Genomic DNA, 19,918 nt, shown 5'->3' with positions numbered 1-19,918 from the left:
CGTCAATACCGAGAGGGGAGGCTGTCATGGTATCGGCCCTGATGGAGGCTGGCAATCGCGTCGATTTCGTGGAACCGACGGGCGGCACGGGCGCGGTGGGGACTCACGAAGACGACTACGACGACGTGCACCCGCAGTGTTGCGAGCTGCGCCGCACGCCGGAGGGGGCGCGACGGGATTCGCTTCGTTGCCAGATCATTACCAGATGTTTGCCGCTGGCCGACCATATCGCGGGCCGCTTCGCCGGCCGCGGCGAATCGGCCGACGACCTGAGGCAGGTGGCCCGGCTGGGCCTGATCAAGGCGATCGACCGCTACGACCCAGGCAAGGGGCCGTTTCTCGGCTACGCCGTACCGACGATCATGGGCGAGGTTCGCCGCCACTTCCGCGACCACACGTGGGTCATGCACGTGCCCCGGAGGATCAAGGACACCCGCCAGCGCGTTTGCGCCGCGATCGGTCCGATGTCACAGCGTCTCGGCCGAGCACCGACGGCCACCGAACTGGCCGCCGAGCTCGGTGTCGACCGAGACGAGGTGGTGCAGTCGGTCGACGCGGCTGTCGCGTACCGACCGTCGTCACTCGACGCGGCGGCACCCGGTGATGGGAAATCCGAACCGGCCGCCGCGCGACAGGGCCTCGACGACCCGCGCTACAGCAGCGTCGAGGACGCGCTGACCGTCGCCGGACTGGTGAGCACGCTCACCGAGCGTGAACGGCTGATCCTGCGGCTGCGGTTCTGTGAGAACCTGCCGCAGAGCCAAATCGGCCGGCGCCTCGGCATTTCGCAGGTACAGGTATCGCGGCTGCTCGGCGCGACGCTGGAGCGGCTGCGGCAATCCTGCCGCGAGGAATCCGCGGCAATGGGTATGTCAGGCGCATGATTGTGCTTCGGATAGTGCTTTTCGTTGGTGTCGTCGCGGCGATCGTCGGCGTCGCGGGCTTGTTCACTCCGGTTTCGGCATCACCCGAGAATCTGACGATCGAGTGCGGCAGCGCCGTGGCGCCCGACCTGTCCGCCGCTCGCGCGCACGACGACGGCAGCGCAGCCAACATCCCGGTTCCCGGTGGGGTGGTCGCCGACACCGACTTCACGCGGCTGTGTCAGATGAATCTCGAAGATCGGCGGATATGGACGATCACGCTGGCGGGCGCCGGTGTCGTTGCTGCCGCCGGCGCGCTCGTGCTGGGTGCCCGCTGGAAGCGAGCCAAGCGGTCCCCCTAGCCGGCCCGTGCACCGCTTCGGCAGTCCGAGCCGCTGCTTATCGCCGGCGGCCGATCCGTGCCGTGTGCATACTGAATTCAGGAGGTAAACCTTTGCAGGGCAGGCATTTTCGTGTCGGAGCGGCCGCCGCGGCAGCTCTCGTCGCCGTCGCCGGATGCACGCTGCAGTCCAATCCACAGGACGCGTCGACATCGACTCCGGCGTCGACACCGATCCCGGCAGCGACGCCGTTGACCGAGACTTCCCCGCCTTCGGCGCTGGACCGCACCGGCTACGCCGATCTGGTGGAACGCGTCAGTCCGAGCGTGGTGACCGTCGAGCGCGACGGCGGCGTCGGCAGCGGTGTGGTGCTACGCCCCGACGTCGTGGTGACCAATGCCCATGTCGTCGGCGACGCCCGCGAAGTGACCGTCATAACCGCCGACGAGGAACGTTCGCCCGGCGTCGTGGTGGGCACGGACGAGGTGACCGACCTGGCCGTCGTGCGCACGCAAGGCCAGGACATGCCGGTGCCGCAGTTCCGCGAAGATATGCCCCGGCCCGGCGAGGTCGCCGTCGCAATCGGGAGTCCGCTGGGGTTCCAGAACTCCGTGACCGTCGGCGTCATCTCGGGTCTGCACCGAGACATCCCCGGCTCGGCGGCGAAAACTCAGTCGTTGGTGGATTTGATCCAGACCGACGCGCCCATCTCGCCGGGTAACTCCGGCGGCGCCTTGCTCGACGCTGAGGGACGGGTCGTGGGGATCAACGAGGCGTACATTCCGCCGGCAGTGGGCGCGGTGTCGTTGGGGTTCGCGATTCCCGCGGCAACGGTGCTCGACGTGGCGAATCAACTCCTCGCCGACGGCGAAGCCACGCACCCGTACCTCGGTATCTCCCTGGGCCGGCTGACCCCGGCGATCCAGCAGCTGCGGGGTGTGCAGGTCGACCGCGGTGCGTTGGTGACCAGCGTCGATCCCGGCGCACCGGCTGCCCTCGCGGGGCTTCGGCCCGGCGACGTGATCGTCGAGTTCGCCGGCAAGCCGGTGCATTCTGTCGAGGACCTACTGGGTGGCTTGCGCCAGACGCAGCCGGGGTCCGAGCAATCGATGGTGTTCATGCGCGGGGGTGACCGTGAACAAACGACGGTGACGATCGGTTCGCGCACGGGCTCACTCTCGCAACCGGGCTAGCATCCGGCCGTGATGTCGAAGGCCGCTGTCGCTGGGCGGTGAGGGTCGTCGGCGAAGTACCCGTAGCCGGTGCCGCTGATCGTGATTCGGCCGTTGTCGCGGGTTGCCCGCAGTTGACCGACGCCACCCGTCCACGCGGAACCGGTGAACCCGCCGAGGTCGCGGATCTTGACGACCTGCGCGTCGGGGCCGTCGTCCGTATCGACGATGGCCGTGAAACCCGTGTCGGTGTCCCCGCTTTCGATGGTCAGCAGCCACTTCACCTTGGCGCAGCTGACGTAGTACCGATCACCGGTGGGATGCGAGTTGATGGACACCGTCGCGGTGCCGCCCATGGGGTCGGGTGAAGCCGGCGGTGCGGAAGAGCAGCCGGCGAGCCCTACGGTCAGCAACAGCGCTGCCGCGGTGCGCGCGACGCTGACATCTTCGACCATGACCGGACCTTCGGGATCGGGTCAAAGTGATACCCGCAATGGCTGCCGGCCATACGCCGGAGGTATACAGCAAATCTCCGTGGGGAACGCGAATGTCAACGCCCGGCGAAGACAAGTAGCCGGGAAGTCATCGAGGCGGCACCATGGACAAACGATTTGCCGTTGCAACAGCAGCCGTGCTGATGATCCCGACGGGATGCGCGTCGGGCCCGGAACTGCTGGCCAAGCACCTCGTCCACGTGAGCATCGACGGGAAGGACGCCGGCGGGCACCCCGTCGATTGCACCCAGGTGGGCTGGCTGTGGAATCTCGAGACGCTCGAGCAGACGCCCGGCCTGATCGCCCAGGTTCGCACCGGGGATCCGGTCGTCGCGCGATCGGTGCAGATCAACAACCTGGGCGGGTTCACGGGCAGCTTTTGGGACAAGACCACCGGTGAGGCCGAAGCCAGCCTGGTGGACGGCAAGTTCACGATCACCGGCACCGCGGTCGGGTTCTTCCACGACGATCCGGGCGAACGCACCACCGCGCCGTTCGAGATCTCCACCGACTGCTGAGCGTTCAGCGGGTCTTGCCGAGCGCCTCGGCGGCCGCGTCCGCCCACTGCCGCCACTGCTCCGCGTTGGCCCGCGCCTCGGCGGCGTCCTTGTCGCGACCGGCGGCCGCGGCCTTCTCCGCTTGACGCTCGTATTGCTCTGCGCGGACCCGGAATTGGTCGGCTCGTGCCTGGGCCTCGGGATCCACACCGTGCGTCGGCGCCTCGCGGACCTTCTTCTCGATGGCGCGCAGACGCCGTTCCAGATCGGCGCCGCGCTCGCGGGGCACCTTGCCGATGGCGTCCCACTTGTCGCCGATCACCCGCAGCGCAGCGCGCGCCGCGTCGAGATCGGAGGTGTCGATCTTCTCCGCCTCGGCCAGCAGCGCCTCCTTGGCCTCCGCGTTGGCACGAAACTCGGCGTCGCGCTCGGCGCTGGCGGCATTGCGGGCCCCGAAGAACTTGTCCTGGGCCGCCTTGAACCGCTGCCACAGCGCGTCGTCGACGTCTTTGGCCGCGCGGCCCGCCGCCTTCCATTCGTTGAGCAGTTCGCGGAACGCCGCGCTCGTGGGACCCCAGTCCGTCGAGTCGGCCAACCCCTCGGCACGCTGGCACAGCGCCTCTTTGGCCTGCCGGGCACCGGCACGTTCACGGTCGAGTTCGGCGAAATGCGATCCGCGCCTGCGGTTGAACTGTTCGCGCGCCGCCGAATACCGCTTCCACAGGGCGTCATCGGTTTTGCGGTCCAGCCCGGTGATCGTGCGCCACTCGTCGAGGATTTCCCGCAGCCGGTCGCCTGCTGCCTTCCACTGGGTGGAGTTGGCGGCGATGTCCTCGGCCTCGGCGGCCAGCGCCTCCTTGCGGGCGGTCTGGGCGGCGCGCAACTCCTCGCGCCGGGCCTTCTCGGCTTGAGCGGTCTCGTCGGCGTGGTTGATGATCGCCTGCAGACGTTCGGCGATCGCGTCGACGTCGCCGAGCACGTGCGCCGTCGGCAGGGTCTCGACCAGCGACTGGGCGGCCGCCTTGATCTTGCGGGCGTCCCCGGTACCGGACTCGAGCCGGCTCTCCATCAGCGCGACCTCGGTTTGGAGATCGTCGAAGCGCCTGCCGAAGTGCGCGTAGGCGGCCTCGGTGTCGCCGGCCTGCCACGATCCGATGATCCGTTCGCCCGAGCCGGTGATCAGCCACACCGTGCCGTCAGGGTCGACGCGGCCGAACCGGTGCGGATCGCTGGTCGGGGGCGCGACCACCGTCGGCCCTGGTCGGCTCGGCCGCGGCACGGGTCCGGGACGCGGCGGTCCGGGCCGGGGAGCGGGTTTCGGCGAGGAGGACTGGCCCCCTGGCTGGCTGGTCGTCATGTCGGTAATCCTCGTGCCCTCCGCGGCGTACCGCGTACCTGCCGCGCAACGCGGCGCCTGATCGCTGTCCGAACGCTATTCAAACAGGTCGCCGGGGCGCGTGCGCACAGCTTTCCCCGATGACCTGCCTAGGCTCGTCGCGACAACCTACGGAAGGACTGTGATGGCGGGCATGAGCGCTGAGGTGAACTTGGCCGTCGTCCTAGCCCTCGGCGCCGCTGTGTTCGTGGCGATCGGCGATGTGATCCACCAGCGGCAGGCCCACGAGGTCGCCGACGAGCCGGTCGGTCATCTGGAGCTGTTCAGCCGGCTGCTGCGGGACCGGCAGTGGTGGCTGGGCAGCTTCGTGGCCGCGGCGGGGTTCGCGTTGCAGGCCGCGGCGCTCGGCGTTGGGTCGGTGCTCCTTGTCCAGGCGATCCTGGTGACTTCGCTGCTGTTCGCCCTGCCGATCCACGCCCGGCTCTCACATCAGCGGGTGACGCCGTGGCAGTGGACGTGGGCCGCGCTGCTGGCGGCGTCGGTCGTGGTGATCGTGACCGTCGGAAACCCGACCGAGGGGGACTCACGGGCCTCGTGGGAGACCTGGGCGGCGGTGCTGGTGGTGCTCGTTCCGGCGCTGGCGTTGTGCGTGATCGGGGCCAACATCTGGAAGGGACCCGTCGGCGCGGTTCTTCTGGCGCTGGTGTCCGGAGCGTTGTGGGGGCTGTTCGCTGTGCTGACCAAGGGCGTGGTCGACCGTCTCGACGACGGGCTCGAGGCCCTGTTACGCACACCTGAGCTTTACGTCTGGGCTGTGGTGGCGGTCGCGGGCACAGCGTGGCAGCAGGCCTCGTTCCGCGCCGGGTCGCTGACCGCGTCGCTGCCGACGATGACGGTGACCGAACCGGTGGTCGCCTCGATGCTCGGAGTCGTCGTCCTGGGGGAGACGCTGCGGCCGGGCGAGGAGGGCTGGCTGACGCTGATCGTCGCGGTGGTGGTGATGGTGGTTTCGACGGCCGCGCTGGCCCGCGGTGAAGCCGCCACCGCCACTGCGCCCGCATCGCATTAGCGTGGACGACGTGCTGAGCGCCATCGCGATCGTCCCGTCGGCACCGGTCATGGTGCCCGATCTCGCCGGAGGCGCCGCGCCGGAGCTGGCCGACCTGCGCGAGGCGGTGTTCACCGCGGTGGCCGGGCTTCCCTCGCGCTGGATAGCGGTCGGGGTGGGGCGCTCGGATCAGGTCGTGGGCTCCCATCAGGCCGGCACGTTCGCCGGCTACGGCGTCGACGTCAGGGTCGCCTTGTCCCCGGGGGTCGACGGCGATCCGGTCGCGTTGCCGCTGTGCGCCCTGATCACCGGCTGGTTGCGCGGAGCGGCCCGCGCCGACGCCTCCGCCGAGGTACGGGTCTACGCGCACGGCCACGGCGTCGACGCGGCGCTGGCTCACGGCGAGCGGTTGCGCACCGAGATCGACGAGGCCGGCGACCCGATCGGCGTGCTCGTCGTCGCCGACGGCGCCAACACGCTGACGCCTTCGGCGCCGGGGGGTTATGACCCCGACTCGATCGCCGCACAAGCCGCGTTGGACGATGCGCTGGCCTCCGGCGAGACGGCCCCGCTGACCCGGTTGCCCGAGGCGGTGGTGGGGCGGGTCGCCTTCGGGGTGCTGGCCGGGCTGGTCGGCGCCGGACCCCGCTCGGCCAAGGAGCTGCACCGCGGCGCCCCGTACGGCGTCGGCTATTTCGCGGGACTGTGGCAGCCGTGATGAGCGCTCCGACACGATGACGCGGCCGATCGCGATCATCGGCCCGACGGGCACCGGTAAGTCGGCGCTGGCGTTGGATGTGGCCGAGAGATTGAGCGGCGAGATCGGCGCCGAGATTGTGAACGCCGATGCGATGCAGATGTACCGCGGCATGGACATCGGGACCGCGAAGCTGGCGGTTCACGAGCGTCGCGGGATCCCGCACCATCAGCTCGATGTGCTCGAGGTGACGCAGACCGCGAGCGTGGCCCGCTACCAGCAGTCGGCCGCCGACGATATCGAGGCCATTCTCGAACGCGGCGCGGTGCCCGTCATCGTGGGCGGGTCGATGATGTACATCCAGTCGCTGCTCGACAACTGGACGTTCCCGGCCACCGACCCGGCGGTGCGCGCACGCTGGGAGCAGCGGCTCGCCGATATCGGGGCGGCCGCCCTGCACCAGGAACTGGCCGGCGTGGACGCCGACGCCGCCGCCTCCATTCAGTCCACCGACGGGCGGCGCATCGTGCGCGCGCTCGAGGTGGTGGAACTGACCGGCCGGCCGTTCGCCGCGTCGTTCCCCGCGATCGGCACACCGCGCTGGGATACCGTCATCATCGGACTCGATTGGCCTACAACGCTTCTCGATGATCGTCTGGCTCAGCGGACCGACAAGATGTTCGTCGACGGACTCATCGACGAGGTGCGCGGGCTGCTGAAATGCGGGCTGCGCGAGGGCGTGACCGCGTCGCGGGCCTTGGGCTACGCGCAGGTCCTCACCGACCTCGACGCCGGCGGCGACGGTTCGGCGGCACGCGAGCCGACCTTCGTCGGCACCCGCCGCTATGTACGTCGGCAGCGGTCCTGGTTCCGTCGCGACCACCGCATCGTCTGGCTGGACGGCGCCGCCCCGGACCTCGCAGAGGAGACGCTGCGGGTGTGGCGGGACGTACCCTGAACACGTGAGGTTCGCCAAGGGACACGGCACGCAGAACGATTTCGTGCTGCTGCCCGACCTCGATTTCGAGCTGACGTTGTCGCCGGCGGCGGTGGCGGCGCTGTGTGACCGTCGTCGCGGGCTGGGCGCCGACGGTGTGCTGCGGGTGACCACCGCGCACGCGGCGCAGCGCGCCGGCTTGTTCGAACAGCTGCCGGAGGGCGTCGCGGGCGAGAACTGGTACATGGACTACCGCAACGCCGACGGGTCGCTCGCGCAGATGTGCGGCAACGGGGTGCGAGTGTTCGCGCACTATCTGCGCGCCAGCGGCCTGGAGACCCGCGACGAGTTCGTGGTGGGGTCGCTGGCGGGTCCGCGTGCGGTGGTGCTGCACCACTGGGACGGCACGAACGCCGACGTCACCGTCGAGATGGGCAAGGTGAACCAGTTGGGCACCGCGGAGGCGGTCGTCGGGGGCAGGCCCTTCGCCGGCCTCGCCGTCGACGTCGGCAACCCCCACCTGGCCTGCGTCGACCCCGACCTGACATCCGAGGAGCTGTTCGCCCTCGACGTCGCGGCGCCGGTGTCCTTCGACACCGCGCTGTTTCCCGAGGGCGTCAACGTCGAGGTGCTGACCGCACCTGTGGACGGCGCGGTGACGATGCGTGTGCACGAACGAGGTGTCGGCGAGACGCGTTCGTGCGGAACCGGGACCGTCGCCGCCGCCGTCGCCGCGTTGGCGTACTCCGGCGCCGTCACCGGCAGCCTCGAGGTCCGCATTCCGGGCGGCGAAGTCTCGGTCACCGTCACCGAGGCCAGCAGTTTCTTGCGCGGCCCGTCGGTTCTGGTGGCGCACGGGGAATTGTCCGAGGAATGGTGGGACGTTGCGCAACGTTAATTGGGGTGCATGAAAAGTGATCTCCGTGCGAATCTCTATTCGCCTATGACATATCCCGATCCTTCTACTCACAGCGCCCCGAGCGCGGGCGAGCTGGCGCTCGAAGACCGCACGGCGCTGCGCCGCGTGGCCGGTCTGTCCACCGAACTGACCGACATCTCCGAGGTCGAGTACCGCCAGCTCCGCCTGGAGCGCGTGGTGCTGGTCGGTGTCTGGACCGAAGGCAGTGCAGCCGACGCCGAGGCCAGCCTGGCCGAACTGGCGGCGCTCGCCGAGACCGCGGGCTCCGAAGTGCTCGAAGGGTTGATCCAGCGCCGCGACAAGCCCGACCCCGCGACCTACATCGGCTCCGGTAAGGCCCAGGAACTGCGCGAGGTGGTGCTGGCCACCGGCGCCGACACCGTCATCTGCGACGGCGAACTCAGCCCCGCCCAGCTGACGGCCCTGGAGAAGGCGGTCAAGGTCAAGGTCATCGACCGCACGGGCCTCATCCTCGACATCTTCGCCCAGCACGCCACCAGTCGGGAGGGCAAGGCGCAGGTCACCCTGGCGCAGATGGAGTACATGCTGCCCAGGTTGCGCGGTTGGGGCGAGTCGATGTCCCGCCAGGCCGGTGGCCGTGCCGGCGGCGCCGGCGGCGGTGTGGGTCTGCGCGGCCCCGGCGAGACCAAGATCGAAACCGACCGCCGGCGTATCCGCGAGCGGATGGCCAAGCTGCGCCGCGACATCAAGGACATGAAGAAGATCCGCGACACCCAGCGCAGCGGCAGGCGGCGCAGCGAGGTGCCGTCGGTCGCGATCGTGGGCTACACCAACGCCGGTAAATCCAGCCTGCTCAACGCGCTCACCGGTGCGGGTGTGCTGGTGGAGAACGCGTTGTTCGCAACCCTCGAACCGACAACGCGCCGAGGCGAATTCGCCGACGGCAGGCCGTTCGTGCTGACCGACACCGTCGGGTTCGTTCGCCATCTGCCCACCCAGCTGGTGGAGGCCTTCCGCTCCACGCTGGAGGAGGTCGTCGACGCCGACCTGCTGGTGCACGTCGTCGACGGATCGGATGCGAACCCGCTCGCTCAGATCAACGCCGTGCGCACGGTGGTCAACGAGGTCATCGCCGACCACGATGGGGCCAGGGCACCGGAACTGTTGGTGGTCAACAAAATCGACGCCGCCGACGCCTTGACGTTGGCGCAGCTGCGTCGCGCCCTGCCCGATGCGGTGTTCGTCTCAGCGCGCACCGGTGACGGACTGGAGCGCTTGCAGCAGCGGATGGCTGAGCTGATCACACCCACCGACGCGGTGGTCGACGTGACCATTCCCTATGAGCGCGGCGATCTGGTCAATCGCGTGCACGCCGAGGGGCGTGTCGATGCCACCGAGCACACCGCCGAGGGAACACGGATCAAGGCCCGGGTGCCGGTTCCACTGGCGGCGGCCCTACGCGAGTACGCGACGTTCTGACCCGCCCCGGAGGCCTGGGCGCACAGCAAGAGGCGCAGAGGGTTCGATCCCTCCGCGCCTCTGGCGACTGTGTTGATTACTCCTGCTCGGCCTCTTGACGCTTTTCGGCCGTCTTGGCCGCGGCCCGCGCACTTTCGGCCTCGGCTTCCTTCTGGGCGGCGTTACGCTGCGCTTCTGCCTTGTCCTGCTGCGCCTGACCCTCGCGGTACAGGTCGTCGCGACCGGCGACGGCGCCTAGCACCTCTTTGGCCTTGCCTTTTACCCCTTCGACGACGCCCTTGACGGCCTCTTCGGGCCCACTGTTCTTGTTGTCGGACACTGCGGCTTCCTCCTTGCCGATCGGGTCGGTGTGACCGTCCAATACCCGAAACGCGGTTTCGCTAATCGGACAACTTCTGGCGGTGAGGAGGCTCACAGTCGCTGATCGCGGGCGGCTCATGTGCCCGTACCGGCGGCAGGTCGCCGGTGTACTTCTGAACCTGCACCAGCACGTGTGCACCGGTGCAACCGTGCGCGAGCGAGGAGGTACCTACGTCGTCGGTCAGCACGTTCGGATTTCCGTGGGCGCACATCGAATCCGGATCGGCTGGATCGACGGGGTCGAACCAGGCACCGGTCGACAACTGCACGACGTCGGGCCGCAGACGATCGTCGATCACCAGTCCGGCCAGACACGCCCCGCGGTCGTTGAACACGCGTACCACGTCGCCGTCGACGAGGCCCCGGTCGGCGGCGTCCCGCGGATGCATCCGGATGGGCTCGCGCCCTTGAACTTTCGACTTCTGGCTGACCGCTCCGCCGTCCAGTTGTCCGTGCAGCCGAGACGCCGGCTGGTTGGCCAGCAGGTGCAGGGGATAGTCGACCGCCCGTGGGCCGCCCAGCCATTCGGAAGGCTCATACCATTTCGGGTGCCCGGCACAGTCGGCGTAGCCGAAACCGTCGATGTCGGTGGAGAAGATCTCGATCAAGCCACTCGGAGTGCCGAGTCGGTGGGTGACCGGATCGGCGCGGAAATCGGCCAGCAGGGTGAGGCCGTCCTCGACAGGTAACCGCAGCCGCCCACCTCTCCAGAATTTGTCGAATGTGGGAACGGCGAAATCCAGTTCGGCTGCCCACTTGTCGTACAGATGGGCCAGCCACTGTCGTGGCGTACGACCCTCGGTGAACTGGTCGCCGAAGCCCAGCCGGTCGGCCAGCGCGGTGAAAGTCGCGTAGTCGTCGCGTGATTGGGCGAAAGGTTCGGCGAGCTTGGGCATTGCCATCAGCATCGGGTCGTTGCGGGACCCCGAGTAGTCATCGCGTTCGAACGATGTCGTCGACGGCACGACGATATCGGCGTGTTTGGCCATTGCGGTCCAATAGGGCTCGTGCACGACCAGGGTGTCGACACGACCGAGCGCCCGCCGCAACCGGGGGATGTTCTGGTGGTGGTGAAACGGGTTACCGCCCGCCCAGTACACCAATCTGATGTCGGGGAAGACAAGCCGTTGGCCGTTGTAGTCGAACGGGTCGCCGGGCCGCAACAGCAGATCGCTGATGGCGGCCACCGGAATGAATGTCTGCACCGGGTTGATCCCCTGCGGGAGCCTTGGCAATCCGCAACGCAGCGGCGCCAGGCCGGGTTCGTTCATCGAGCCGTAGCCGTGCCCGAATCCACCGCCCGCAACGCCGATCTGCCCGAGCATGGCGGCCAGCGTCAAGCCCATCCACGGCGCCTGTTCGCCGTGTCGCGTTCGTTGCAGTGACCAGCTGACCGTGACGATCGTGCGGTGCTGCGACATTCGCCGGGCCAAGCGGATCATGTCGTCTGCGGGTATGCCCGAGATCGCCGACGCCCACCGAGGAGTTTTCGGCACCCCGTCCTCGGCTCCGAGGAGATAGCGCTCAAAGCGTTCATAGCCGGTGCAGTACGTGCTCAGGAAGTTTCGGTCGGCGAGTCCCTCGGTGGCGAGCACATAGGCGAGCGCGAGCATGATCGCCACATCGGTGCCGGGCACTGGTGCGAACCATTCACAGTCACCGTCGACGTCGTCGCGCAGAGGGGAGAACGACACGATCTGTCCGCCGCGGGCTCGATAACGGCGCAGCGCATCTCGGGCCGGATGCGCGGTGGTCCCACCGTGGTTGATCGCCGTGTTCTTCAGCGCCAGCCCACCGAAGCACACGAGAAGTTCGGTGTGCTCGACGATAACCTCCCATGAGGTGGACCGCTTGAACAGGTCGTCGTGTGTTCCGACGACGCGCGGCATGATCACTCCTGTTGCGCCGAGGCTGTAGGAGTGACGGGAAAAGGTATAGCCGCCAAGGAGATTCAGAAAGCGGTGCACCTGACTCTGGGCGTGATGAAAACGCCCCGCGCTCGACCAGCCGTAGGAACCGCCGAAAATGGCCGAGTTAGCGTGCGCGTCGACGACACGACGCAGCTCGTCGGCGAGCAGGTCGGCCAGCTGGTCCCATGTGACGGCGACGAATTCGTCGTTACCGCGCCGGGTGGTCGGACCTGGCCCGTCGCGCAACCAGCCGCGGCGTACGACGGGCGTGGCTATCCGTGACCGGTGCCGAAGGGATCCCGGCAGATTGCCGAGCAGCGGTGACGGATCCGCGTCGCCTTCGAATGGGCTGACCGCGACGATGTCACCGTCTCGCATGTCGGCGGCGAAAGCTCCCCAGTGCGTCAGGCTGACCGGGGCGGGCATGGCGTCAGTCTAGGTGTGGACGCCGCCGGCCCGGTGCGCCCGACGAACCGGTGGGGTCTCCATGGCCGCCCACGGATAGCGAATGGCAATTCGGCCACAATCGTGTGTTCGGGCCGCCGATCGCACTAGACATTGCCTGGTAGCTACCAATATCTGTCCAAATGAGTCGCGTATGCCTGCCATTCCCTACTCGCGCGTGCAAACTAATTGCTGCACTGTCAACGGGACCGCGGTGGCAAATAGCGGAGAGGCGGTCGCGATTAATCGAGCGGCACGGCGGGGTTATCCACAGCGAATGGAGTATCGGAAGGTATTTTCTTCCGAAGATCGGCGTATTCGTTGGTTATTGGCGTCTGGTGACAGATAGAGGACGGGTGCGAAAAATTCGAGCGAAATTTCGTACCGACCCGGGAGGTCGAATGATCGGGCAGAACAGCCGGGGCACCACGGTGTTGGGCCGGATGGCGATCGGTCTGCTCGTGGGCGCCGTTGCCCTACTACTACCGCCGGTGGCCAGCGCCTCCCCGGAATCCGATGCCGCCAACGCCGCAATCACCGCGGCCTGGGACGGGAGTGGCGGTGACGGCGGCCCGTTGGGCCCCAGGCAGGGCGACGTGTACCCGGTCGGCGACGGCTTCGCGCAGAACTTCGCCGGAGGCAAGATCTTCTTCACGCCCGACACCGGCGCTCACATCATGCGCGGGGCGATCCTGGAGAAGTACGAATCGCTCGGTGGTCCGGCCGACAGCGACCTCGGGTTCCCGACCATGGACGACGGCCCCGGGCGAGCGCCGGGCAGCTTCAACGTCACGTTCAGCGCCAGCGACAACCCGGTGATCTTCTGGACGCAGGACACCGGCGCGCGCGTGGTCCGGGGACCGATCAACGCGGCGTGGGACAAGTTGGGCGGTTCCACTGGATCGCTCGGAGTGCCGGCCGATGACGAGACCTATCGCGGCGACCTGATCACCCAGAAGTTCACTGGCGGCGAGATCACCTACAACACCCGCGACAAGAAGTTCACCACCGTGCCGCCCGATCTCGCCGGGCAGTTGGCGGACCTGCAAATCCCCGGCGATGCGACTTCGGCGATCAACGCGGCACGGCGCGCGGCCGGAGGCCCGCTGGGCCCGCTCGGCGCCGCCGAAGGACCGCCGTATTCGATAGGCGACGACGGTCTCGCGCAGAACTTCGCCGGAGGCAAGATCTTCTACAGTCCCGCCACAGGCGCGCGAGTGGTCACCGGTCAGGTCCTGGCCAAGTACGAAAGCCTCGGCGGGCCCGAGGGAGATCTCGGATTCCCGGTTACCAGCGAGACGGACGGCGGGCTGCCCACCGCGAGCCGGATGTCGCGCTTCGCCGCCGACGACAACCCGGTGATCTTCTGGACGCCGGACCATGGCGCGGTGCTGGTACGCGGCGCGATGAGTGCGGCATGGGACAAACTCGACGGCGCCGAGGGCACGCTCGGCGCGCCGGTGGCCGACCAGTCCGAGAAGGGTGGCGTCATCACGCAGCGGTTCACCGGCGGCGTGGTCAACTGGAACCGGTCAACCGGTGAGTTCAGCACCGAGCCGCGCGAACTCGCGACCGAGTTGGCCGGCCTCGAGGTGCCTGCCGAGCAGAGCTCCGATACGCCCGGCACCCCGCGCGCCTCGGACTCCGGTGGTGACGGAAGCTGGTTCACCTTCAGCTGGTGGTGGCTGCTCGCGATCGTGCCGGTGCTCATCCTGGTGGGCCTGGTGGCGTTCGCGACTCTGCGCAACCGGCGTCGTGGCGACGTCGATCGTCCCGGTCCCGTCGATGACCATTACGACGACTCGTACGGTGCCGAAGCCGAACAGGCCTACAGCACACTCGGTTCGGGTTCACAGGCGTCGAGCGGTGGCGATCCGTCCGCGGCGATGTTCGGCGACCGGTACGCCACTGAGGGTTTGGGCGCGCTGTCCGCGCTGGGGGAGCCGGGATCGGCGTCATCGGCCAATCCGTGGGAGGCACCGTCGTCGGGCTTCGGCGATGCCTCCGACACATCGGCATTCGGTGTGGGCGAGGAGAATCCGGACAACGTCGACACCGCGCCGACGCGGATACCGAGTTCCGGAGAGGCCGGGATCGCCGCGCGGCGCTTGGCCGCCGGCGCCGGCGAGGCGGCCGATGAGCAGGACAGCGGGATCGAGGAGCGCGACGCGCTGCTCGAGGAGCGGGGCGCCGATGAACCCTGGGCGGTGGATGACGAGCGGGACGCGACGTTCGAGGAACGCGACGCGGCGTTCGAGGAACGCGACATACCCGCCGAGTCGGTTGACCGCGAACCTCCCCAACGGGATCCGCTGACCGACACGGGCCGTCACGCCAAGATCGTCATCGACGAGCCGGAAGTACCCAGCCCCGCATTCCGCCTACCGATCGGCGACTCCACGCAGGCGCCCGAGGGGTACCCGATCAAGGCCGACACGCAGTCGGGCCTATATTGGCTTCCCACCTCGGCTGACTACGACGAGGTGCAGGCCGAAATCTGGTTCTCCAGTGAGGAATTCGCTCGGACGAACGGATTTGTCCGGGCTGACTAAATCTTCCGTATGACGGTGACGACCTTGCCCAGCACGGCGGCGTCGTTACCGGGGATCGGATCAAAGGCCGGGTTGTGCGGCATCAACCACACCTGTCCACGCGTCCGTTTGAACGTTTTCACCGTGGCTTCGCCATCGATCATCGCGGCCACGATGTCCCCGTTGTCGGCGACGTTCTGCTGACGCACGACCACCCAGTCGCCGTCGCAGATCGCGGCGTCGACCATCGAGTCACCAACGACCTTGAGCAGGAACAGCGACCCCTCGCCGACCAGTTCGCGCGGCAGGGGGAAGACGTCTTCGACGGCCTCTTCGGCAAGGATCGGACCGCCCGCGGCGATGCGCCCGAGCACGGGCACGAAGGTCGGCTCCGGTAGGGCATCGGAGCCGGCTACATCGGTGGCGACGATCGGACTCGCGTGGTCGTCGGCGCCACGCACGTCGACGGCGCGCGGCCGGTTGGGATCACGCCGCAGGTAGCCCTTGCGCTCCAGCGTGCGCAGTTGGTGCGCGACCGAGGAGGTGGAGGTCAAACCGACCGCATCGCCGATCTCCCTGATGCTCGGCGGATAGCCACGGTTGGTGACCGATGCGCGAATCACGTCGAGGATGGTGCGCTGACGCTCGGTGAGGCCGGAGTCCACAGACCTTGCACCGCCTGTGCTGTCTGGATTGCCGCTGCTGGATTCCATGCCGCCGAATGTAACCCGCGGCACACGATTAATCAAACATGTGTTCGAGGCGTGTCGTGGCGAGCTGCTCCGGAATCGCGGATCGATTTTCTGTCGGTGCCCTGTCCTATCGTTTCACAACAGTTCGATCACACGTTCTATCGTTCGAACACCTGATCGACTATCTTCGAACACAAGAGCGAAAGCAGCGGATCGGAAGGCAGGCAGATGACCGTTCTCGACACCCACGAATTCCAGGCCTCGCGCGTGGTCAGGACCGATATCCGGCCTGCAGCCACTCGTCGGCGGCACCCTGCGGCCACCCGTCCGGGCGGCGCCGCGGTGCGGTACCGCGGAAGCGGAGTGCTGATGTCGCGGGCATCGCATCGGCGACGTCCGATCACCCCCGCCACCACGGTGCTCCTGTCCTTGGTCGCGGCGGGAATCACGATGTGGCTCGGCCTGGTCGCGCAGTTCGGCGGCGTCGTGGGCACCACGTCGACCGCGGTGCCGGACCGCCTCGCGGTGGTCCAGGTTCAGACCGGCGAAAGCCTGCAGCAGGTGGCCATGCGGGTGGCCCCCGATGCGCCCGTGGGCCAGGTGATGGAACGAATCAGCGAGCTCAACCAGCTCGACTCGCCCGCACTGGATGCCGGGCAGACGCTGATCGCGCCAGTCGGCTGACGCTCACCGGCGGCCAAACAGCTTGCTACGCAGAGATGTTCACCGACAGGTCGGCGGACTGTGTGCCGTTCAGCCCGGTGCTGGGCTTTCGCAACCCGCCGCGGGTACGCTCGGAGAGGTTCGAGTTGGTCATCTCTTGGCGCGGCAAAGGAGCGGTGATGCACTGTCCGTTCTGCCGTCACCCGGATTCGCGGGTGGTCGACTCGCGTGAAACCGACGAAGGCCAGGCCATCCGGCGGCGGCGTTCGTGCCCGGAGTGTGGACGTCGGTTCACCACGGTCGAGACCGCCATCCTGGCCGTCGTCAAGCGCAGCGGTGTCACCGAGCCGTTCAGCCGCGAAAAGGTCATCAAGGGAGTGCGGCGGGCGTGCCAGGGCAGCCAGGTCGACGAGGATGCGCTGAACCTGCTGGCCCAGCAGGTCGAGGATACGGTGCGCGCCGCGGGATCGCCCGAGATACCCAGTCACGAAGTAGGACTGGCGATCCTGGGGCCGCTGCGCGATCTGGACGAGGTGGCCTATCTGCGCTTCGCCTCGGTGTATCGCGGATTCACCTCGGCCGAGGATTTCGAGCGGGAGATCGAGGCGCTGCGGGCGCATCGCAATTCGCCGCAACCGACCGCCAGCTGACCGGCCGGTTGAACGACTTGTTCAGTCGATCTGCTTGATGCCGTCGTTGACGACGCGGCCGGCGACACGCACCCAGCCCTCGGCGCTCCACTCGGTGTAGATGTGCGAGCCCTTGCCCTGCACGATCGTCAGGTCCCGGCTGAGGTAGTCGGTGATCCGCACGGCGGCGGCGCCGGTGGCCTCGTCTTCGGGCACACCGAGATCGGTGGCGAACATCCGTGACCGCACTTCGCCCTTGTCCCGGTCGATCCACGTCCACAGGTAGTGATTGATGTCGTCGGGGTAATCCGACGGGTCGAGCGCCAGGAGTTCGTCGACGGAGCCGATGTCGTGGATGGCGAATTCGGGCGCCCACTCCGCGCGGGCCCGAACGGAGGTCAGGCCGTCGTCGTGGCCGACCTGCACGATGCCTGCGGGAACCCGCAACGTGTGGACGGGAGCGCCCTGCTCGCGAAGCCACCACGCGGCGCCGACGGTCGGGTGTCCCGCGAAGGGCAGCTCGACGACCGGAGTATGGATACGTGCGAGTGCCGTGCTCGTACCCGGGGCGGGCAGATCGACGAAAATGGTTTCGCTGTAACCCAATTGGGTGGCTATCCGTTGGCGATCGTCGGGGTCCACGGTGCTGGCGTCGACGACACCGAGGGGGTTTCCGTGATTGCCGTCAGGGTCGGCGAAGACTCGCAACACCGTCACATCGATGGCCATGGGCCCGATGCTACTTCGTATTCGCGTGCCGTTGGCCGGGTCGCTGTGTGCCCTGAACTCAGGTGGCGCTGCGCTCGTCGGTTCCCATCGCGTCGAGCACTGCAACCCGGGTGTCGGCCGATCCGGAGATCGTGCCTTCGGTGATCCCCGCCCGCAGCAGTCCGCGCAGGTATTCCTGGTCGTAGACCGCCGGTTCGGTGCTGTCGATGAACTTCTCCACCACTTCGACGAAACGCTCCGGGTCGTCGTGGAACGGGAAATGGCCGGAGCCGTCGAAGATCTCCAACTGCGATCCCGGCATCGCGGCGTGAGCCATCCGGGCGTGGTTGGCGGGGATCACGGCGTCGCAGCTACCCCAGATCAGCTGCACCGGAACCGACTGCGTCAGGTAGCAGCGGTCCAGCATGGTGACCACCTGACCGCGCCAATCGACGACGGCTCGCAGCGTACGGGCGAACGCCGACGACGCGGTCGGTTCGGGCAGGTCGTTGAGGATGCGCAACACCTGTGGCAGGTCGCGACCGAGGCCGGTCGAGCCGAACACGCCGCCGGCGACACGGCCCACCGTCTGCACCGCCGGCAGCACGAACGGCAACCGCAGCAGCGCCAGCGCCTCACTGCCCATCGGCAGGGAGGCGAAGCGCAACGCGATGTTGACGTCCTTGGTGACCCCACCGGCGCCGACCAGGATGAGCCGGTCGACCAACTGCGGGAACTGATACGCGAACTGCATGGCCACCCCGCCGCCGAGCGAATGGCCGATCACCGTGACGTGGTCGATGTCCAGGACGCTGAGCAGATCGCGCATCCCATTGGCATAAGCGGCGACCGAATAGTCGGCACGGGGTTTGTCTGATTTGCCGTGGCCCAACAGGTCCGGTGCGATCACGGTGAATCGCTGCGCGAGTTTCGACTGAACTGTTTCCCACGTGGTGGAGTTGTCGCCGATTCCGTGGATCAGCAGGATCGCAGGCCCCGAGCCGGCCACCCGGTACGCGCGCCGGTAACCGTGGATGGTGCGGAACTGCAGGACGGGCGTCAGGTCCCGTACAGGGCGAAGATTCGGCTTTCGCGGCGGCATTGCGTCAACTTAGCGGCCCGTCGGGCACCGCGCCCCTCGAGTCGCCCACTGACCGGGCGACCCAGCGTCATCCGGCGTCGTCGCCGTCGTCGAATCGGTCCTTCGACTTCTTCTCGGCCTGCTGGGCCAGGAACCGCTCGAACTCGGCGCCGAGCTCCTCGCCGCTGGGCAGGTCCTCGTCGCTGGCGAGCAGGGACCGGTTCTCCTGGGCCGCCATGTAGGCGTCGTACTGACGTTCCAGCGCCGCGACCACCTGCGCCACCTCGGGGCTCTGCTCGACCTGCTCGTTGACCTTGGTCAACACCTCCGCACCGGCCGTGACCAGCGCCTCGAGCGGGATCTCCAAAGAAGCGTTCCTGGCCACTTCGGCCAACAACGCCTCAGCCGCCGCGGGATAGTCGGTTTGGGCCAGATAGTGCGGGACGTGGACGGTGAAGCCGACCACCTCGTGCCCGTGCTGCGACATCCGGAATTCCAGCAGGTTCGACGCGCTCGCGGGAACCTGAACCTCACCGATCCACGGTTGGTGTTCGGCGATGAGTTCCTTGTCGCTCGAGTGCGCAGTCATCGTGATGGGCCGCGTGTGCGGCACCGCCATGGGGATGGTGCCCAGCCCCACGACGCGGCGTACGTCGAGCCGTTCGGCCAGGAGCCGGACCGCGGTGATGAACCGCTCCCAGCGCAGATCCGGTTCCAGGCCCGCCAGAAGCAGGAACGGGGTGCCGACACTGTCGCGCATGGCGTACAGGCTGAGCTCTGGATCCTCGTAGTGGGTGAAATGGTCGGTTTTGAACGTCATCAACGGGCGCCGGGACCGGTAGTCCAGCAGCTCGTCGATCGCGAATGACGCCACCAACTCGGTGTCCAGTGTGTCCTTCAGATGCTGGGCGGCCAACCGGATCGCGTGCCCGGCGTCGGAGAAGCCTTGGAGAGCGTGGATGAGCACCGGACCCCGGCCGTCCTTGGACGACAGTTGGGGCGCGGGAAACTCCAACTCGTACATGCCTGAGTGTTCCGGCTGGTAGTGCTGTTCCGGATTACCGGCGTTGTCAGCCATGAGCCTCGCCTCCTTGCGGTGGTGCCAGACCGTTAACGTCTTCGTACAGTGACAACTAGTCTCGCGCACGTTGCGTTC

At 67.8% G+C, this 19,918-nt stretch carries 20 protein-coding genes; 12 read left to right on the top strand and 8 right to left on the bottom strand.

Features of this window, described 5'->3' with window-relative positions:
* Window positions 1-26: 26 nt before the first annotated feature.
* The 3 genes from AU072_RS22940 (at window position 27) to AU072_RS22930 (ending at window position 2,397) form a co-directional block, all read left to right on the top strand.
* Complete coding sequence (locus tag AU072_RS22940) at window positions 27-884, top strand: SigB/SigF/SigG family RNA polymerase sigma factor (RefSeq protein ID WP_231744886.1); 858 nt, start codon at window positions 27-29, stop codon at window positions 882-884.
* Between the two features lie 14 nt (window positions 885-898).
* The gene (locus AU072_RS22935; RefSeq protein WP_231744885.1) at window positions 899-1,225 is read left to right on the top strand and encodes a hypothetical protein; all 327 of its coding nucleotides are present in this window, start codon (window positions 899-901) and stop codon (window positions 1,223-1,225) included.
* A 92-nt stretch (window positions 1,226-1,317) separates the two neighbouring features.
* The gene (locus AU072_RS22930; RefSeq protein ID WP_235629778.1) at window positions 1,318-2,397 is read left to right on the top strand and encodes a S1C family serine protease; all 1,080 of its coding nucleotides are present in this window, start codon (window positions 1,318-1,320) and stop codon (window positions 2,395-2,397) included.
* On the opposite strand, the gene AU072_RS22925 is transcribed toward AU072_RS22930, so the two are convergent.
* Window positions 2,394-2,831 (bottom strand): lipoprotein LpqH, encoded by a 438-nt coding sequence (locus tag AU072_RS22925; protein WP_064402426.1) that lies wholly within the window; start codon window positions 2,829-2,831, stop codon window positions 2,394-2,396. The two genes, AU072_RS22930 and AU072_RS22925, sit on opposite strands and share 4 nt — an antisense overlap.
* A 143-nt stretch (window positions 2,832-2,974) precedes the next feature.
* Here AU072_RS22925 and AU072_RS22920 point away from each other — a divergent pair, with 143 nt between their 5' ends.
* Complete coding sequence (locus AU072_RS22920; RefSeq protein WP_064402425.1) at window positions 2,975-3,388, top strand: lipoprotein LpqH; 414 nt, start codon at window positions 2,975-2,977, stop codon at window positions 3,386-3,388.
* A gap of 4 nt (window positions 3,389-3,392) precedes the next feature.
* On the opposite strand, the gene AU072_RS22915 is transcribed toward AU072_RS22920, so the two are convergent.
* On the bottom strand, window positions 3,393-4,724 hold the full coding sequence (locus AU072_RS22915) for a DUF349 domain-containing protein (RefSeq protein ID WP_082680632.1): 1,332 nt from the start codon (window positions 4,722-4,724) through the stop codon (window positions 3,393-3,395).
* 172 nt (window positions 4,725-4,896) lie between these two features.
* On the opposite strand from AU072_RS22915, the gene AU072_RS22910 reads away from it, so the two are divergent.
* From AU072_RS22910 to hflX, 5 genes are read left to right on the top strand one after another with little or no spacing between them, the layout of a single operon-like run.
* Window positions 4,897-5,772, top strand: a complete 876-nt coding sequence (locus AU072_RS22910) for a DMT family transporter (protein ID WP_064415924.1) — start codon at window positions 4,897-4,899, stop codon at window positions 5,770-5,772.
* Between the two features lie 10 nt (window positions 5,773-5,782).
* Window positions 5,783-6,469: a class III extradiol ring-cleavage dioxygenase family protein gene (locus tag AU072_RS22905; RefSeq protein WP_064415923.1), complete on the top strand. Its 687-nt coding sequence runs from the start codon at window positions 5,783-5,785 to the stop codon at window positions 6,467-6,469.
* Window positions 6,470-6,485: 16 nt separating this feature from the next.
* Window positions 6,486-7,406: a tRNA (adenosine(37)-N6)-dimethylallyltransferase MiaA gene (miaA, locus tag AU072_RS22900; protein ID WP_064415885.1), complete on the top strand. Its 921-nt coding sequence runs from the start codon at window positions 6,486-6,488 to the stop codon at window positions 7,404-7,406.
* Window positions 7,407-7,410: 4 nt separating this feature from the next.
* On the top strand, window positions 7,411-8,283 hold the full coding sequence (gene dapF / locus AU072_RS22895) for a diaminopimelate epimerase (RefSeq protein ID WP_064415884.1): 873 nt from the start codon (window positions 7,411-7,413) through the stop codon (window positions 8,281-8,283).
* Window positions 8,284-8,328: 45 nt separating this feature from the next.
* Window positions 8,329-9,744 carry a GTPase HflX gene (hflX, locus tag AU072_RS22890; protein WP_064415883.1) on the top strand — a complete coding sequence of 472 codons (1,416 nt, stop codon included), beginning with the start codon at window positions 8,329-8,331 and terminating at the stop codon, window positions 9,742-9,744.
* A 76-nt stretch (window positions 9,745-9,820) separates the two neighbouring features.
* Here hflX and mbp1 read toward each other — a convergent pair whose 3' ends face one another.
* Complete coding sequence (gene mbp1, locus AU072_RS22885) at window positions 9,821-10,063, bottom strand: microaggregate-binding protein 1 (RefSeq protein WP_064415922.1); 243 nt, start codon at window positions 10,061-10,063, stop codon at window positions 9,821-9,823.
* Window positions 10,064-10,124: 61 nt separating this feature from the next.
* The gene (locus tag AU072_RS22880; RefSeq protein ID WP_064415882.1) at window positions 10,125-12,440 is read right to left on the bottom strand and encodes a molybdopterin guanine dinucleotide-containing S/N-oxide reductase; all 2,316 of its coding nucleotides are present in this window, start codon (window positions 12,438-12,440) and stop codon (window positions 10,125-10,127) included.
* A 419-nt stretch (window positions 12,441-12,859) separates the two neighbouring features.
* Here AU072_RS22880 and AU072_RS22875 point away from each other — a divergent pair, with 419 nt between their 5' ends.
* A complete protein-coding gene (locus tag AU072_RS22875; protein ID WP_064415881.1) occupies window positions 12,860-15,010 on the top strand; it encodes an LGFP repeat-containing protein in 2,151 nt (716 codons plus the stop codon).
* Here the strand turns inward: AU072_RS22875 and lexA are convergent.
* Entirely contained in the window at window positions 15,007-15,702 is a 696-nt protein-coding gene (gene lexA / locus AU072_RS22870) for a transcriptional repressor LexA (protein WP_064415880.1), read from the bottom strand. The genes AU072_RS22875 and lexA overlap by 4 nt on opposite strands.
* A gap of 207 nt (window positions 15,703-15,909) precedes the next feature.
* Between lexA and AU072_RS22865 the strand changes: the two genes are divergently transcribed.
* Together AU072_RS22865 and nrdR are read left to right on the top strand one after the other, a co-directional pair.
* Entirely contained in the window at window positions 15,910-16,365 is a 456-nt protein-coding gene (locus AU072_RS22865; protein ID WP_064415879.1) for a LysM peptidoglycan-binding domain-containing protein, read from the top strand.
* Between the two features lie 158 nt (window positions 16,366-16,523).
* The gene (nrdR, locus tag AU072_RS22860; RefSeq protein WP_064350988.1) at window positions 16,524-16,994 is read left to right on the top strand and encodes a transcriptional regulator NrdR; all 471 of its coding nucleotides are present in this window, start codon (window positions 16,524-16,526) and stop codon (window positions 16,992-16,994) included.
* 21 nt (window positions 16,995-17,015) lie between these two features.
* Here the strand turns inward: nrdR and AU072_RS22855 are convergent, their stop codons facing one another.
* From AU072_RS22855 to AU072_RS22845, 3 genes are all read right to left on the bottom strand, one after another.
* Window positions 17,016-17,702, bottom strand: coding sequence for a PhzF family protein (locus tag AU072_RS22855; RefSeq protein ID WP_064415878.1), 687 nt, complete (start codon window positions 17,700-17,702; stop codon window positions 17,016-17,018).
* 58 nt (window positions 17,703-17,760) lie between these two features.
* The gene (locus tag AU072_RS22850) at window positions 17,761-18,783 is read right to left on the bottom strand and encodes an alpha/beta fold hydrolase (RefSeq protein ID WP_064415877.1); all 1,023 of its coding nucleotides are present in this window, start codon (window positions 18,781-18,783) and stop codon (window positions 17,761-17,763) included.
* 67 nt (window positions 18,784-18,850) lie between these two features.
* Window positions 18,851-19,840: a proteasome assembly chaperone family protein gene (locus AU072_RS22845; protein ID WP_064415876.1), complete on the bottom strand. Its 990-nt coding sequence runs from the start codon at window positions 19,838-19,840 to the stop codon at window positions 18,851-18,853.
* Window positions 19,841-19,918 lie beyond the last annotated feature (78 nt).

It is taken from the genome of Mycolicibacterium novocastrense (genome assembly GCF_001499835.1).
Taxonomy (GTDB): Bacteria; Actinomycetota; Actinomycetes; order Mycobacteriales; family Mycobacteriaceae; genus Mycobacterium; species Mycobacterium novocastrense.
The sequence above is the reverse complement of the archived record's forward strand: the minus strand, read 5'-3'. Positions and strand labels throughout refer to the sequence as shown.